The sequence below is a fragment of the Pseudonocardia acidicola genome (assembly GCF_012911935.1).
In the GTDB taxonomy this organism is placed as follows: Bacteria; Actinomycetota; Actinomycetes; order Mycobacteriales; family Pseudonocardiaceae; genus Pseudonocardia; species Pseudonocardia acidicola.
Map to the genome: position 1 here is coordinate 22,220 of NZ_JAAXLA010000037.1, position 15,115 is coordinate 37,334.

Genomic DNA, 15,115 nt, shown 5'->3' on the forward strand with positions numbered 1-15,115 from the left:
GCCGCCGTGATCGAGACGCCCGGCCGGCCGCCCACGGTGGTCGACCGGGAACCGCCGCAGGCCACAGCGGAGCAGGTGCTGGTCGAGGTGGCCGCCGCGCCGATCACTCCGCTGGACCTGCTGTGCGCGACCGGGACGTCCTACTTCGGCGTCCCGCAGACGCCGTACGTGCCCGGCGTGCAGGGAGTCGGCACGGTGGCCGGCCGGCCGGTCTGGTTCCCCACCGCGGCCGGGATGGCGCCGGGCGACGGCAGCATGGCCGGCCTCGCCGCGGTCCCGCGGGCCGATCTCGTCGCGCTGCCCGACGGCGTCGCCCCGGTGCTCGTCGCGGCGCTCGGGCTCTCGGCGGTCGCGGCGCACATGGCCCTGACCTGGCGCGGTGAGCTGACCGCGGGGGAGCAGGTGCTCGTGCTGGGTGCGGGCGGGGTGGTCGGGCAGGCTGCGGTCCAGCTCGCGCGCAGCGCCGGTGCCCGCCGGGTGATCGCCGGTGCCCGCTCGGTCGCCGCGCAGGACCGGGCGGAGCAGGCAGGCGCCGACGCCGTGGTCGCCCTCGACACCGACGACGTCGCAGAGCTGGCCGCGCGGTTCGAGGCGGCCTGCGACGGGCCGGTGGACCTCGTGATCGACCCACTGTTCGGCGTGCCGGCCGCCGCCGCGGCCCGCACCCTGCGTCCCGGCGGGCGGCTGGTCAACCTGGGCGGCTCCGCCGCGGAGACCAGCCCGATCGACTCCTCCACGTTGCGCAGCCGGTCGCTGCGGGTGCTCGGGTACACCAACAACGAGCTCACCCGCGAGCAGCGCGGTGCCGCCGTGGCCGCGGTCGCCGAGCAGGCCGCCCGCGGCGCGCTGACCGCGGCCCACGAGATCGTGCCGATCGACGACGTCGCCGCGGCCTGGGAACGCCAGGCGGCCGGCACGGCGGCCGGCCGGATCGTGCTGACCCCCTGACCGCCGTTTCCCGAGGAGGACCCGTGCCATCGTCGCCACTGCTGCCGACGTCGCTGGTCGGCAGCTATGTCCAGCCCGACTGGCTGATCGACCGCGGCAAGCTCGCCGGCCGGTTCCCGCCCCGGGTGCGCGCCACAGAGCTGTGGCGCATCGACCCCGAGTACCTGGCCCAGGCACAGGATGACGCCACCCTGCTCGCGATCCGCGCTCAGGTCGACGCCGGGCTCGACATCATCACCGACGGGGAGATCCGCCGGGAGAGCTACTCCAACCATTTCGCCACCGCGCTCGAGGGCGTCGACGTCGACAACCCCGGCACCGCGCTGGACCGCAGCGGCCATCCCAACCCGGTCCCGCGGATCATCGGCCCGATCCGGCGCCCGCGCCCGGTCGAGGTCGAGGATCTGCGGTTCCTGCGCGCGCACACCGACCGCACGATAAAGATGACCGTGCCGGGGCCCTTCACGATGTCTCAGCAGGCGCAGAACGACTACTACCCCGACGCCGAGGCCGCGGCGATGGCTTACGCGGCGGCGGTCAACGCCGAGATCCGCGACCTGTTCGCCGCCGGCGCGGACATCGTGCAGATCGACGAGCCCTACATGCAGGCCCGCCCCGACGCCGCCCGCGGCTACGGCCTGGCCGCGCTCAACGCCGCGCTGGACGGTGTCACCGGGACCACCGCGGTGCACATCTGCTTCGGCTACGCCGCGATCATCCATGACCGGCCCGAGGGCTACTCGTTCCTGCCCGAGCTGGCCGGCTGCCCGGTCGACCAGATCTCCATCGAGACCGCCCAGTCCGGGCTCGACCTCGGCGTGCTGTCCGACCTCACCGACAAGACGATCATCCTCGGGGTCGTCGATCTGTCCACTCCGGACGTGGAGTCGCCCGAACTGGTCGCCGAGCGCACCCGCCGCGCGTTCGACCGGATCCCACCCGAGCAGATCGCGATCGCCACCGACTGCGGCATGAAGTACCTGCCCCGCTCCAGCGCCGAGGGCAAGATGCGAGCCATGGCGGACGCAGCGCGCCTGCTGCGCGCGGAGCTGTCCGCGGCCTGAGGCCCGGCGGGCTCTCCCTGGGGTACAGCCGACACAAATCAGGCGCTGATACAGCCGCCGGTTAGGCTGATGTGCCCCGCGCAGACGTTGCAGGCGACGAAGCGCGGAGTACGCCCGGCCCGAGCACGTCACCGAAGGGGACCTCGACCGGCGGGGCGGTTCGACTCGTTTCCTACCGAAGGGGGCCGGTTCACGGTGGCGCAGGACGTCACGCATCTGCCGTCGATTCAAGGCGAGCAGCAGCAGGAGGCCGGGTGGGTCCGGGCGTCGGACGAGGACGTGGACCAGTACGTCGACCGGGTGTCTGACGAGGTCCTGGCCTGCCGGGAGCGGGGCCGGCACCTGTTCCCGACGATCCGGCAGGCCGGTATCAACTTCTCCGGTGTCGACGACGACGGGCTGTTCGTGCGCCGGCTCACCTGCACCTGCTGCGCGCTGGCGGTGAAGGTGGAGAAGTGGGAAGGCGTCCGACGAGGTCGGCGGGTGCGGTTCCAGCGGGTCGCGTCGCATCTTGAGTACCGGATCGGTGTTGACGGTCAGAGCTATCTCGCGCCGTCGGGCCGGGGTCACATGACTCCGCGGCAGATCGCCGACTCGGTGGCGTCGAAGGCCTTGCAGGGTCAGAGTTTGGCGGCGCTGCGGAAGGCGGCTCAGCGCGCCGGGGCCACGGCCGGGGACAAGTAGGAGGGCCACCTGTGGGAGTCCGGCAGATCCGGTACTGCGACATCTCCGGTACGGAGCCCGCTGAGTCGCACGAGATCAATATCGACCAGATGCGGATCGAGATCGATCTCAGCGGGGCGGAGTACGAGCGGTTGCTCGAGATTCTGGGGCCGTACATCGATGCGGGCCGGGTCGAGGCCGCCGCCCGGAACGTCAGGACCGCGCGGCCCGGCGGGGCCGGTGGGTCGTCCGCCCTCACCCCCGACGAGCGGGCCCGGCTCAAGCAGTGGGCCGCCTCGGCAGGCATCGACCTGCCGCCGAAGGGACGGTTCAAGCGGGCGATCATCGATCAATGGCGCGCCCAGGACCAGGGATGACACGGTTGCGAACGGCGGCACCATGGGCGGGTGAACGAGCCGGTCCGCGATGAGGACATGCGGGCCTCCGAGGCCGAGCCTGGTGTCGGCCACCACCGGCGAGGTCATCTGCCCCTGGCTCATGTGGACCGTGCTGCCGCTCGTCGTACCCGGGGTGCTCTACGTCGCCGGGATCGGATGCCACCCCGTGCGTTCCGACGGCCCGGCCGACGACCTGTGCGGGTCGCCGGACAGGCCCAGGTGACATGCCGACAGCCGCATGAGGCACGGTGGAGGTGCATCAACGTGCGGCGTCGGCGCTCGCAGAGCGCCGTGGGAGGTAGACGTATGACCGATTCACACCAGCCCGATCAGCCGGCAGGCGAGGAGACTCCCGGCCAGGACCGGGCGCCCGCCCGGATCAAGGACCAGGCCGGTGAGCGCCCCGCGCAGCAGGCCCTGCCCGCCGAGGCGCAGCACACCGGGGCCGAGGACCACCAGGCCGAGGACCACCAGGCCGAGGACCACCAGGCCGAGGACAACCAGGCCGAGGACAACCAGGCCGAGGACAACCAGGCCGAGGACAACCAGGCCGAGGACAACCAGGCCGAGGACAACCAGGCCGGGGACCCTCGCGCCGAGGACAGCCGGACCCAGGGCACCGAGACCGAGGACACCCAGGCCCAGGGGGCCCCTGACGCCCCGCAGAAGGCGGGTAAGAAGGGTCTGCTCCTCGGGCTCGGTGTCGGTGCGGTCGTGGTCGTCGCGCTGGTGCTCACCGCCTTCGTCTGGCCGGGCTTCCTCGCCGGCCCGGGCAAGCCGGATGGCAAGGCGGCGGAGGCGGTCGCGGCACTGGCCAGCAAGGACCCCGGGCAGTTGGAGAAGGTCTCCTGCCACGGTCCCGACGGCAAGGCGACCACGCAGATGCCGGCGCAGGCTCTGCAGCTGATCCAGGCCGCCAAGCAGACCGGCCCGCCGCAGCTGTTGCTGGACACCCAGGCGGTGGCGCCGGTCGACCTCACGCTGAGCGCGCAGGGCCAGACGCAGAACCTCCAGGCCGACGTGGTGCTCGGCGTGACCAACGGCGAATGGTGCATGAACGGTATCTCGCAGCGGCAGTAGCCGGGCGCGTGGATGACCTGCGCCCACCGCGCTGCGCGTACGAGGGCCTCGTGACCCGACGCGTCCGGGATGCTCCGGGCCGTGCTGCCATCATGGCCGGCGTTGTCATCGCCGGCCCGTTGTCGATCCACACTGGATGGACGCGGTGCCCTGACGTCCGGAGGACGTCCATGTCACCGTTCCCGCGCGTCCCTGCGCCGCGCGCCTGCCGTGGGCCCCTGGGTGCTGTTGCGCTCGCGGCGGCGCGGGGAGCGTCGTGAGCAGTACCCTCACCGACCGCCTGCCCGAGTCACCGGCCGCCGGGCCGCGCATGATCCTGGCGGCGAGCCTCGTCGGCACGACCATCGAGTGGTACGACTTCTTCCTCTACGCCACCGCCGCGAGCCTGGTGTTCCCGCGGCTGTTCTTCCCGGTCGGGAACGAGGTCGTCGGCACGCTGCTGGCCTTCGGCACGTTCGCGGTCGGGTTCGTCGCGCGCCCTGTCGGCGGGATCGTGTTCGGCCACATCGGAGACCGGGTCGGGCGCAAGCGCACCCTCGTCGCGACGATGGTCCTGATGGGTGCGGGCACGGCCTTGATCGGCCTGCTCCCCTCCTACGCGTCGATCGGTGTCGCCGCACCGGTGCTGCTGGTGGTGCTGCGGGTGCTGCAGGGCCTCGCGGTCGGCGGCGAGTGGGGCGGCGCCGTGCTGTTGGCCGTGGAGAACGCCCCGCCGGGGTGGCGCGGTCGCTACGGCAGCGTGCCGCAGATCGGGCCCGGGCTCGGGCTGGCGCTGGGCACCGGGGTGTTCGCGCTGCTCGGCGAGGTACTCGACGAGCAGGTGTTCCTGTCCGTCGGCTGGCGGGTGGCGTTCGTGCTCAGTGTCCTGCTCGTCGCGGTGGGGCTGCTGGTGCGCCTGAAGGTCCTCGAGACGCCCGAGTTCCGCAGGGTCTGTGAGAGCGGGGCCACCGCCCGGGTGCCGATCGTGCAGGTCTTCCGCGCCCGGGAGCACCGGCGGGGGATCGTGGCCGGGATGCTCGCCCGCTGGGCCGAGGGTGCCGCTTTCAACACCTGGGGCGTCTTCGCGATCACCTACGCCACCGCGACGGTCGGGATGAGCAAGATCGTGGTGCTGCTCGCGGTCACCGGCGGGGCGCTGCTGATGGCCGCGCTGACCCCGGTGGTCGGTCTGCTCGCGGACCGCTACGGACGCCGGCGGGTCTTCGGCATCGGCGTGGCCGGGTTCGGCATCACCGTCATGCCGTCGCTCGTCGCTGTGCGCAGCGGGGTCGCCTGGCTGGTCGTCGTGGTGCTGCTGGTGCAGCTCGGGGTCTGGTACGCGCTGATGGCCGGGGCCGAATCGACGCTGTTCGCAGAGCTGTTCGACACCGACGTCCGCTACACCGGCATGTCGCTGGTCTTCCAGGGGGCGGGGATCTGGGCTTCGGGGCTGACCCCGGTGTTCCTCACCGGGCTGCTCGCCCTGGGCGGTGGCGAGCCGTGGTGGGCGGCGGGCTATCTGGTGGCGACGGCGGTGGTCAGTATCGCCGCCGTGGTCGCGATGCCGCGGTGGATCGGATGGCGACCGCGGTGGGCCGGGGATGCCCGGTGGTGACCGCTCCGCTCGCCGGGACGCGGACGGGGATCCGGCCCGCCGGGGCCGCCGTGCGGCGCTGAAGCTGCTCCGTGGACGGCCCCGCGGTGGCCACCCGGCGTCGGAGAGGTCGCCGACGTAGGCTTGCAGCCCGACCCGTGTGCTCCCGGTGTGTGCGACTGGAGGACCAGACGTTGGACGCCATGCCTGTCCCCGATGGACGGCCGACCGACCTGAACCCGCTCCTCGGAGCCCCTGTTGCGGACGGGGCCGGCGAGGATGTGATGACGCTGGTGGTCGGGCGCGAGGGCGACGCGGTCGTGGTGGTCGTCGGGGGTGAGATCGATCTGGTCACCGGGGCGCGGTTGGGCGACACCCTGACCGCCGAGCTCACCGCGGGACCGAAGGTCCTGGTGGTCGACCTGGAGCAGGTCCGGTTCTTCACATCGGTGGGGCTGACCGCGCTCGCGCTGGCGCAGCGGATGGCGCAGGAACGGGGCGTCGATCTGCGCGTGGTCGCCACCACTCGCACCACGCTGCGGCCGCTGCAGATCACCGGCATGGTCGACGACCTGGCCATATACCCGAGCCGCACCGATGCCCTGAGCGGCTGTTCCGGGGCGGAGCCGGGCTCGGTCCCGCCGCAGCGGTCCGAGTGACCGCGCCGGTGCACGGCTCGTCGCACCCCGAGGACGCCGGACGCCGAGCCGCAGCTGCCGAGCCGGCCCGGCCGGTGGCGCAGTTGCTCGACGCTGCGTGGTCCGGGGTCGTGGTCGACCCGACCGTCCCGCCGCTGGTCTGTACCGGAATCCTGGGGGAGGCGGCCCGGTTGGCCGAGGTCCGCCGCCGGCTCGGCGAATGGGCCGCGACCGCCGGGCTGCCCGCGCCGAACGTGGAGGACCTCGTGCACGCCAGCTACGAGGCGCTCGCCAACGCCGCCGAGCACGCCTACGCGTCAGGTCCGCAGCAGGTGGACCTGATCGCGGCGCGCACGACCGACGGCCGGGTGCTGGTGACGGTCCGCGACCACGGGCGGTGGCGCCCACCGCCGGCTGATGCCGGGTTCCGCGGACGCGGACTCCTGATGATCAAGGCGATGGCGTACCGGGCCGAGATCCAGCGCGGCCCGAACGGAACGGCGGTGCACATGCAGTGGCGGCTGCCGCCGTCGGCGAGCGGCTGAGGCCGGCCGGCCCGGTGCGCTACCGGGTCTGGCGCAGCACGAGGAGCGCGATGTCGTCGAGCCGGGCCCGGCCGAAGCGCTCGAGCAGCCGTTCGCACATCTGTTCCGGCGCGTCGTCGGCCGAGGCGACGGTACGCAACTCCTCCAGCGCGCCGTCCAGGTCCACATCGCGTTCCTCGACCAGGCCGTCGGTGATCAGCACGATCGACCACGACGGCGGCAGCTCCAGGACCGTGTCCGGAGGCTGCGGACGCCGAAGGCCGAGCATCGGCCCCCGGACCTGCAGGTACTCCGCACCGGTCGGGTCGATGAGCAGCGGCGGCAGGTGGCCCGCGTTGGCGACGGTCAGGCTGTTGCGGTCCGGGTCCAGCAGCAGCACGCAGAGCGTCGCGAACTCCAGCGGGTGAAAGTGGCGCAATGTCCGCTCGAGCCGGTCGAGCAGTGCCCCCGGGCCGTGGCCCTCGATGGCGTAGGCGCGCAGAGCGTGCCGGAGCTCCACCATGACCGTTGCGGCGTGGATGGAGTGTCCGGCCACGTCACCGATCGCGACCAGGAGCCGCCCGCCGCCGAGTTCGACGAACTCGTAGAAGTCACCCCCGATCTCGGCGTTGCGAGCCGCCGGGACGTAGCGCGCTGCGATCTCCAGCCCCGGCAGCTCGGACGGCGGGCTGGGCAGGAAGCTGCGTTGCAGGGTCAGGGCGAGGGTGTGCTCCTCGGTGTAGAGGCGCAGCGAGTCGGCGGCGAGCGCCGCGGCCTGGCCGAGCTGGGCGAGCAGAGTGCTGCGTTCGTCGCGCAGCTCGGCAGCGTGGACGGCGATGCCGGCTGTCGGCCGCCCGCCGCGGGAGCCGAACAGCATCGCCAGGCCCTCGCCGTCGTCCGGGGTACCCGGGACGAGAAGCCGCCATGGCACGCGAGACACCGCGGTGTCCCCGGTGCTCCCGGTCGGCTGGGCCGACAGCGCACGCAGGAAGTCCGGAGCCGCGACGTCGCACACCGGCCCGATCCGCCGCTCGGGGTCCACGGTGGCCCGGCGCAGCGTGCCGTCCGACGCGGTGACCACTGCGACCGACGGGACGCCGAGAACGTCGGAGGCCCCGACCGCGATCGCCCGGGCGAGCTGGTCGAAGCTCGCCGCGGCGTTCATCGCCAGGGTCGCCCTGGTCAGTCGGGTCAGCCGATCGGCGAGTCTCTCCGCGGCCGCCCGGGCCCGGTAATAGCGCAGCACCGATCCGACGGTGGCCAGCAGTTCGTCCGGCTCGACCGGCTCCACCAGATAGGCGTCGGCGCCGCGGGTCAGCCCGTTCACCCGGTCGACACCGCGGATCGCGGTGGCCGACAGATGGATCACGGGCAGCGCCAGCGCGGGGTCGGCCTTGATCCGCTCGCAGACCTCGAAGCCGGTCATGTCGGGCAACCCGACGTCGAGCACGACGAGGTCCACCGGCCAGCGGGCCAGCGCCGCGAACGCCTCGGCGCCGGTGGCCGCCTCGACCACCTGATGCCCGGATCGGCGCAACCAACTGGCGGAGATGTAGCGGCTGGCCGGGGTGTCGTCGACGACCAGGATCAGCGCGGGGTCGTCCGCGTCCGGCCCGCCGGCAACAGTCGTCATCGCGGCCCCCTTACGAGCCGGGTGGCCGCTTCCGCGGCGGCCAGCAGCAGGTCACCGGAGAGGTTCGCCTTGTCCAGCAGGGCTGCGGTGGCGCCGAGGACACGGCGCTGCGCCGCGTCGAGCCCTGCCGAGGTCACCACGACCACGGGGACATCGCCCAGACCCGGGTCCCGGCGCATCTCGGCCAACACCGCCGCCCCGTCGGGTGGCGGGATGTTCAGGTCCAGCAGCACCAGGTCCGGGCGCTCGGAGTGCAGCGCCCGGAGCGCGCCGACCCCGTCGACGGCCTCACTGATCCGATCGGCGCTGCCGTCGAGCGCACGGTGCAGTACCGCCCGGAACGCCGGGTCGTCGTCGACGACGAGCACGGACGCGAATCGGACCGGCCGCACCTCGGCCGCGAGATCGAGCGGAAGCCGAAGGGTCACGGTTGTGCCGCGTCCGGGTTCACTGCCCAGCTCCAGTATTCCGCCCAGGATCCCGGCGAGCCGCCGCGCGTAGGGCAGACCCAGGCCGGTACCACCGGTACGGGACTGCAACTGCCCCGGCACCTGGTAGAACTCCTCGAAGACCCGCCGTTGGTGCTCCACCGGGATCCCGATACCGGTGTCGGCCACCACCACTTCCAGGGTTTCGCCCGGGCGATCGACGCGGGCGCTGCAGCGCACCTCGCCCTGCTCGGTGAACTTCAGCCCGTTACTGACCAGGTTGCGCAGGATGCGCCCGAGCAGCACGGGGTCGGTCCACAACGGCCCCACGTCCTCCGGGTCCTCGACCACCAGTTCCACCGCCGGGGTCGCTGCGACCGGTCGCAGCGCCGCCCGCAGCTGGTCGAACACCGTGCGCAGTTCCGTCGGCTCACGATGGGCCTCGATCTGGCCGGACTCGGCCTTCGCCACATCGAGCAGCTCGTTGACCAGCGCCAGCAGCATCTCGCCCGAGTCGCGGATCAAGTCCACCTGGTAGCGCTGCTCCGCGGTCAGCGGGTCCGAGCCCGGGTCGAGCAGCAGCCGGGACAGCCCCAGCACCGAGTTGAGCGGCGTCCGCAGCTCGTGACTGACGTTCGCCCAGAACCGGGTCTTGCTCTCGCTCGCCTCCCGCAGCCGGGTCGAGGCCTCGTCCAGCTCGGCGTACAGCGCGACGACACCGCGGTTGGTCTGCTCGAGCTCGTCGGAGAGTTCGGCGTGCAACGCCAGCACGCCGCGGTTGGTCTCCTCCAGCTCGGCGTTGGCCCGCAGCAGGTCCTCCTGGCGGGCCCGCAGGCTCTCCAAGGTCTGCAGCAGGTCCTGGTTCTGGCTGCGCAGCGCGTCGAGCGCGTTGCCCGGTCGGAACCGTCTGGACGCCTCCCTCATCCGCGCGACCCTGGCCTCGGTGGGCGCCTCGGCGCCCGCGGGCAGCTTCTTGGTGAGCGCGACCGACCCGCCGTCGTCTCGCCAGGTCACTGCGCAGGTGTCGGCCAGTCGCGACGCCGCGGCGATTCCCTCCACCGCGGCCAGCTCGTCACGGCCGGTCGTCCCCGGCAACCGGCCCGTCCAGTGGGCCCCGATCAGCAGCGCGGGCGCCGGTGCGTCGATCAGCGACAGGGTGATGGTGGCCGGGCGCGCGAGGGCGGCCAGCTCCCTGCTCAGCTCGCTCAGCGCGGTCGCCACCCGCACCTGGTCCTGGTTCTCCAACCCGGCCAGGGCGGCCACCTCGCGGCCTCGCTGCCGGGCCAGGAAGACGTCGTGTTCGCCGGCGATCCGCAGCCGCAGCAACTCGCCCCGGCCGGGGTTCACCGCCGGGCCCTCCCCACGAGCACGCAGGCGTCGTCCTGGCGGACGCCGGCGTCGCGCAGCAGCGTCGCCGCGATCATCAGCGGGGACCGCCCGAGCACACCACCGAGCTCGGCGGCGGCCCAGCGCGCCCGCACCCCGTCGGAGTGCAGCACCACGACGGAGCCCGGCGGGAGGGAGTACCGGAAGGTCCGGATGGTGGGGTCCCGGTAGCCGGCGACACCCCCGATGGAGACCATGCTGCGCTTGTCCCCGCCACTGACGACGGCGCCGGCGATGTTCCCGACCCCGGCGAAATGGACCAGCCCCGCCGCGGCGTCCAGCTCCGCCACCGCCACTGCGGCACCGCGGGTGCCGGACAGCACCCGGTGGATGCGGCGCACCGCCATCTCCGGCGACACCGGGTGCCCGGGATCGTTGAAGGCGCGGACCGCCTCGCGGGCGGCAGCCGCGGCCAGCGGGCCGTGGCCGGAACCGTCGCACACCATCAGCGACATCCGGGGGCCGTCGCCGCGTACGGCGTAGGCGTCGCCGCACACCGTCTCGCCGGAGAGCGCGCGGGTGATGCCGGCAGCATCGGGACCGGTGCTGTCGGAGCCCGGGGCAGCGACTCGACGGGCCTCGAACCGGGCGACCAGCACGGTTCCCCGGCCGGGAGCCGAGCTGATGTCGAGCGCATCGGCCAGCCGGTCGATCGATCCCAGACCGATGCCCAGCGTGCCCGCGGTCGAGTGGCCGTCCCGGCGAGCGGCCGTCAGGTCCGGGATGCCCGGTCCGTTGTCGACCGCGACGACCTCGAGGGCAGCGGCCGTTCCGGTACGGACCGATCGCAGCAGCAGCGCCCCGGCACCGGCGTGACGGTGCACGTTGGTGGCGATCTCGGTGACGGCGAGGCCGACCTCGGCGACGCGCGCCGCCGGCATGCCCAGCCGGTCCGCGAGCCGCTCGGTGGCCCGCCGGGCCGCGCCGGCGGCGCTGGCGTCGTCCAACGCCAGCCAGGCCATGTCCTCGGCGGCGGCCGCGCTGGTCACCGGGTCCACTTGACCACGGTAACGGTGGTGCCGCGGCCGACCGCCGTTTCGATGTCGAACTGGTCGACCAGGCGACGGGCGCCGCTCAGTCCGAGGCCGAGCCCGCTGCCGCTGGTCCACCCGTCGGTCAGCGCCAGATCCAGGTCGGGGATGCCCGGCCCCTCGTCGGCGAACGTCGCACGTACCCCCTGCCGCCCGTCCCGCGTGACGGTCTCCACCCGGGCCGTCCCGCCGCCGCCGTAGATCAAGGTGTTGCGGGCCAGCTCACTCGCGGCGGTGACCAGTTTGGTCTGATCGACCAGCGACAGCCGCACGGCCTGGGCGCGGACCCGGACGAGCTGGCGGACCCGGACGACGTCGTCGCCGCTTCGGATGGGGAGCTCCTCGACTGCGCCGGGCGTGGTCACGGCGTCGGCGGGGAGGTGGCCCCGCCCTCGACGGAGCCCGGTTCATCCACCGGCAGGTCCTCGTCGGTCGCCAGCCGCGGGCTGCGCTGCTCGGCGAGGCGACGCAGGATCTCCAGGCCCTTCTCGACGTTGAGCGCGGTGCGCACTCCTTCCAGGGAGAGCCCGAGCTCCACCAGGGTGATGGCCACCGCCGGGCGCATGCCCACCACCACGGTCTCCGCGTCCAGCACCCGCGACAGCGCGGCGGTCGAGGCGAACATCCGCCCGATGAAGGAATCGACGATCTCCACAGCCGAGATGTCGATCAGCACGCCCCGGGCCCCGGTGGCCACGATCCGCTCCGCGAGGTCCTCCTGCAGCGTGAGCACCGTGTCGTCCTGCAGGTCGACCTGGATGGACACCAGCAGCGCGTCGCCGAGCGAGAGGATCGGCACCCGGTCCATCAGAGGTTCCGCGATCGCTGCCGCCGGACGACCTCGACCCCGCTGCCGCGCAGCGCATGCAGCAACGCGTCGGCCAGTGTCGCCTTGGTCGGGATGTCGCCGAACTCGATGCCCAGTGCGACGATGGTCTGCGCGATCTGTGGGCGGATCCCGGAGATCGTGCACTCCGCCCCCATCAGCCGGGCCGCGACGACCGTCTTCAGCAGGTGCTGGGCGACCTCGGTGTCGACCGCCGGGACGCCGGTGATGTCGATGATGGCGTGCTCGGAGCCGGTGTCGACCAGGGTCTGCAGCAGCTTCTCCATGACGATCTGGGTCCGGGCCGAGTCCAGGGTGCCGATCAGCGGCACGGCCACCACGCCGTCCCAGAGCTTGACCACCGGGGTGGTCAGCTCGAGCAACTGCTCGGCCTGCTCGCTGATGACCTGCTCGCGGGCGCGGGCGAAGGTCTCGAAGATGAACAGGCCCAGCGCGTCGACCCAGCGGGACACCGCGATGACCGTCGCGAGCGGCGCGTCGCTGTCGTGGGCGCGTGCGAACAACGCCTCCTTCAGCGCGAACACGGCCGACGACGTCTCACTCGGGGTGAAGCCCCGACGCGCCCATTCCCGGGACAGCTCGGCGAGCAGCGCCCGCGCGCCCGCGTACGCGTCGGAGCCGACGTCCGCGCCGTCGTCCAGCGCGCCGGACAACTGGCCCAGCAGCTCGCTGCAGGTGCGCTCGAGCTCGGCCTCGGTGAGACGGCCCTGCATCGGCCCCACCGCCGCGGCCACCCAGCGCTGCAGCACATCCCGCTCGTCACCGCGCACCAGGTCCCGCACACACCGGCCGTCGTCCTCCGCCATCGCCCACCTCCAGATCGATTCGCCCGGCGCACTGTAATCAATGAGTGCCGGGAGGCGTCGATCGTCCGGTAAGTGGCCATGTCCGCACCCGTCGGGCGCAGGCCTGACGGCTCGTGCGCGGGAATAGTCGCCGGAACGACGTTATTCGCGCACGGGCCCCCTCACCGGCGGTCCTGGTCGAAGACGGCGAAACACTTGTTGGAGTTGAAGACGTCCGTCTTCACCAAGGTCGACCAGTCCAGCGTCATGCCCAGCTCCGTCATCGCCCCGAACAGGCAGAACCAGTTGAGCATCTCGTGCTGGCCGGCATCGACGATCTCGGCGCCGGTCACGGCCTTCCAGGTCGCGGTGTCGCCGCGCACGAACGCGTCGTAGAGCCGCTCGTCGGCTTCGGTGTCCGGGCGGATGTGCCAGAGCCGGTCGACGAGGAACGCGTGCGACCAGCTCGACGAGGCGACGAGCGCGATCCGCTTGTCGGTGGCCGACAGCGTCCGCGCGACGGCGGCACCGAGGTCGAAGCAGCGGGCCGGGGTGGGCCCGACCGGGTCGAGCTGCTCGTCGCGGATCTCGGCGAACCGGGCCAGGCCGCCGCGCCGGGCGATCGCGTGCTGGCCGTAGCAGTTCACCGTGATCGGGACGATCGGGTAGGGGAACTCGGTGCCGGCGTTGTCGTAGTCGAGGAAGAGTTGGGTGTTGGCGATCGCGTGCGGGAACGGGGAGTTCTCGCGCTTGGCGTAGGAGTAGGCGACGTCGAAGCCGGCGTTGATCAGGCCGTCGGCGAGGTCGCGGGAGGCCTTCTGGTCGCCGCGCAGGGTGAAGGTCATGTGGTCGGGGCGGCCCCACGCGTTGGGGCTGCCGCGGCTGGTCATGAACTCGAACGGCTCGACCTCGGTGTCGCCGTAGGCGAGCACGCAGAACGGCGGGACGACCTCCTCGCGGAAGTTCTCGTACTGGTCGTCGCCCCACACCACCAGGAAGTCGGGCCGGAACTCGTCGAGCGCCTTGCGGCAGCGGACGAGCCCGTCGCGCAGCTCGGCGCGGTGCCGGGCGGCGGCGGCGACCCCGCCGTCGTGGCCCCACTCCTGCTGCATGAGCGGGGGCCAGGTCGCCGGGTCCTTGGCCTCGTCGGGGATGTCCGGGTCGGTCAGGGTCCAGCGCAGCAGCCCGGCCATGTGCTCGTCCGTGCCGGCCAGCAGCGGGTAGTGGGTGAGTCCGAGACCGAGGAACTCTGCCATGACTGCCTCCTCGTCCCCGGCCACGCCGCCGGGGCTGTGTCCAACCCTAGGCAATCCTGCATGCAGGTTTCAAGAGAAGTCGCGGTGCTGTCAGTCCGGATCGGCAGGGGAGCGGGAAGCGTCCACCGCGCGCACCAGGTCCTGCCGGTGCAGCGTCATGAGCTTGGTGAGTGCCTCCCGGTTGCGGTCGCGGATCGCGGCGACGATCTCGGCGTGCACGTCGACGTTGCCGGAGTAGATCTCCTCGTGCCCGGGCAGCAGTTCCGCCCTGGTCAAGGTGCCCTGGATGATCGCGGCGATGGCCTCGTACATGCCGGTGAGGACCGGGATCCGGGCCGCGCGGGCGATCGCCAGGTGCAGGCGGAGGTTGGCGTCCAGGTAGGCCCGGGCGTCGGCGGCTCCGCGCATCTCCTCCAGTGCCCACTCCATGTCGCGGACGTCGGTGGGCCCGGCGCGGTCGACCGCGACCGAGGCGAGCACGTCCTCGAGGTGGGTGCGGGCCTCGAACAGGTCGAGCGGGTCGGTGCCGGTCCCGGAGAACCACAGGTCGAGCGCACCGAGGCGGACCTGCGGGGGTTGGCTGGCCACGAACACCCCGCCGCCGGGGCCGGGCTTGACGACGACGAGGCCGCGGTCGCGCAGGATGCGCAGGACCTCGTTCATGACCGTGGGGCTGACCTTGTGGCGCTCCATGAGGTCGGTGCGCCGGCCGAGCGACGTGCCCACCGGGGTGCGCGCGGCCAGCAGTTCGTTCTCGATCGCGGCGGCGACCTGCTGGGCGCGTGACAGCTGCGCTCCTGCTCGCGACGGCATGGGTCCCCTCGTGGCGTCGGTGTCCGAGGCTGGCAGCCCCGAATCTCT

17 protein-coding genes are annotated in these 15,115 nt (G+C 72.7%); 9 read left to right on the top strand and 8 right to left on the bottom strand.

What is annotated here, in order from left to right; translation table 11 throughout:
• Positions 1-6 precede the first annotated feature (6 nt).
• The 9 genes from HF526_RS19560 (at position 7) to HF526_RS19600 (ending at position 6,909) form a co-directional block, all read left to right on the top strand.
• Positions 7-948 (top strand): quinone oxidoreductase family protein, encoded by a 942-nt coding sequence (locus tag HF526_RS19560; protein ID WP_338051601.1) that lies wholly within the window; start codon positions 7-9, stop codon positions 946-948.
• A 23-nt stretch (positions 949-971) separates the two neighbouring features.
• Complete coding sequence (locus HF526_RS19565) at positions 972-2,012, top strand: uroporphyrinogen decarboxylase family protein (protein ID WP_169382982.1); 1,041 nt, start codon at positions 972-974, stop codon at positions 2,010-2,012.
• A gap of 195 nt (positions 2,013-2,207) precedes the next feature.
• On the top strand, positions 2,208-2,696 hold the full coding sequence (locus HF526_RS19570; RefSeq protein ID WP_169382983.1) for a hypothetical protein: 489 nt from the start codon (positions 2,208-2,210) through the stop codon (positions 2,694-2,696).
• Between the two features lie 11 nt (positions 2,697-2,707).
• On the top strand, positions 2,708-3,052 hold the full coding sequence (locus tag HF526_RS19575) for an Lsr2 dimerization domain-containing protein (protein ID WP_169382984.1): 345 nt from the start codon (positions 2,708-2,710) through the stop codon (positions 3,050-3,052).
• Between the two features lie 82 nt (positions 3,053-3,134).
• Complete coding sequence (locus HF526_RS19580) at positions 3,135-3,296, top strand: hypothetical protein (RefSeq protein WP_169382985.1); 162 nt, start codon at positions 3,135-3,137, stop codon at positions 3,294-3,296.
• 83 nt (positions 3,297-3,379) lie between these two features.
• A complete protein-coding gene (locus HF526_RS19585) occupies positions 3,380-4,153 on the top strand; it encodes a hypothetical protein (protein ID WP_169382986.1) in 774 nt (257 codons plus the stop codon).
• A gap of 256 nt (positions 4,154-4,409) precedes the next feature.
• Positions 4,410-5,747 carry an MFS transporter gene (locus tag HF526_RS19590; protein ID WP_338051602.1) on the top strand — a complete coding sequence of 446 codons (1,338 nt, stop codon included), beginning with the start codon at positions 4,410-4,412 and terminating at the stop codon, positions 5,745-5,747.
• A 263-nt stretch (positions 5,748-6,010) separates the two neighbouring features.
• Positions 6,011-6,385, top strand: a complete 375-nt coding sequence (locus HF526_RS19595) for an STAS domain-containing protein (protein ID WP_169382987.1) — start codon at positions 6,011-6,013, stop codon at positions 6,383-6,385.
• On the top strand, positions 6,382-6,909 hold the full coding sequence (locus HF526_RS19600) for an ATP-binding protein (RefSeq protein WP_169382988.1): 528 nt from the start codon (positions 6,382-6,384) through the stop codon (positions 6,907-6,909). Before HF526_RS19595 ends, HF526_RS19600 begins: the two co-directional genes overlap by 4 nt.
• Before the next feature lie 19 nt (positions 6,910-6,928).
• On the opposite strand, the gene HF526_RS19605 is transcribed toward HF526_RS19600, so the two are convergent.
• The 8 genes from HF526_RS19605 to HF526_RS19640 all read right to left on the bottom strand — a co-directional run bounded on the left by HF526_RS19605 (position 6,929) and on the right by HF526_RS19640 (position 15,067).
• The gene (locus tag HF526_RS19605; RefSeq protein ID WP_169382989.1) at positions 6,929-8,521 is read right to left on the bottom strand and encodes a fused response regulator/phosphatase; all 1,593 of its coding nucleotides are present in this window, start codon (positions 8,519-8,521) and stop codon (positions 6,929-6,931) included.
• Positions 8,518-10,296, bottom strand: coding sequence for an ATP-binding protein (locus HF526_RS19610; protein ID WP_169382990.1), 1,779 nt, complete (start codon positions 10,294-10,296; stop codon positions 8,518-8,520). Before HF526_RS19610 ends, HF526_RS19605 begins: the two co-directional genes overlap by 4 nt.
• Complete coding sequence (locus tag HF526_RS19615) at positions 10,293-11,333, bottom strand: ATP-binding SpoIIE family protein phosphatase (protein WP_338051603.1); 1,041 nt, start codon at positions 11,331-11,333, stop codon at positions 10,293-10,295. The genes HF526_RS19610 and HF526_RS19615 overlap by 4 nt, the downstream gene beginning before the upstream one ends.
• Complete coding sequence (locus HF526_RS19620) at positions 11,321-11,731, bottom strand: ATP-binding protein (RefSeq protein WP_169382991.1); 411 nt, start codon at positions 11,729-11,731, stop codon at positions 11,321-11,323. The genes HF526_RS19615 and HF526_RS19620 overlap by 13 nt, the downstream gene beginning before the upstream one ends.
• Positions 11,728-12,174: an STAS domain-containing protein gene (locus HF526_RS19625; RefSeq protein ID WP_239028887.1), complete on the bottom strand. Its 447-nt coding sequence runs from the start codon at positions 12,172-12,174 to the stop codon at positions 11,728-11,730. Before HF526_RS19625 ends, HF526_RS19620 begins: the two co-directional genes overlap by 4 nt.
• The gene (locus tag HF526_RS19630; protein WP_169382992.1) at positions 12,174-13,019 is read right to left on the bottom strand and encodes an STAS domain-containing protein; all 846 of its coding nucleotides are present in this window, start codon (positions 13,017-13,019) and stop codon (positions 12,174-12,176) included. The genes HF526_RS19625 and HF526_RS19630 overlap by 1 nt, the downstream gene beginning before the upstream one ends.
• A 161-nt stretch (positions 13,020-13,180) precedes the next feature.
• A complete protein-coding gene (locus tag HF526_RS19635; protein WP_169382993.1) occupies positions 13,181-14,254 on the bottom strand; it encodes a DODA-type extradiol aromatic ring-opening family dioxygenase in 1,074 nt (357 codons plus the stop codon).
• Between the two features lie 90 nt (positions 14,255-14,344).
• A complete protein-coding gene (locus HF526_RS19640) occupies positions 14,345-15,067 on the bottom strand; it encodes a FadR/GntR family transcriptional regulator (RefSeq protein WP_169382994.1) in 723 nt (240 codons plus the stop codon).
• Between the last annotated feature and the right edge of the window lie 48 nt (positions 15,068-15,115).

Bases quoted from the DNA above. Each gene is read 5' to 3' on its own strand.
- HF526_RS19585 (WP_169382986.1), top strand. From the start codon at position 3,380: ATGACCGATTCACACCAGCCCGATCAGCCGGCAGGCGAGGAGACTCCC.
- HF526_RS19595 (WP_169382987.1), top strand. From the start codon at position 6,011: ATGACGCTGGTGGTCGGGCGCGAGGGCGACGCGGTCGTGGTGGTCGTC.
- HF526_RS19605 (WP_169382989.1), bottom strand. From the start codon at position 8,521: ATGACGACTGTTGCCGGCGGGCCGGACGCGGACGACCCCGCGCTGATC.
- HF526_RS19625 (WP_239028887.1), bottom strand. From the start codon at position 12,174: ATGGACCGGGTGCCGATCCTCTCGCTCGGCGACGCGCTGCTGGTGTCC.
- HF526_RS19630 (WP_169382992.1), bottom strand. From the start codon at position 13,019: ATGGCGGAGGACGACGGCCGGTGTGTGCGGGACCTGGTGCGCGGTGAC.
- HF526_RS19635 (WP_169382993.1), bottom strand. From the start codon at position 14,254: ATGGCAGAGTTCCTCGGTCTCGGACTCACCCACTACCCGCTGCTGGCC.
- HF526_RS19640 (WP_169382994.1), bottom strand. From the start codon at position 15,067: ATGCCGTCGCGAGCAGGAGCGCAGCTGTCACGCGCCCAGCAGGTCGCC.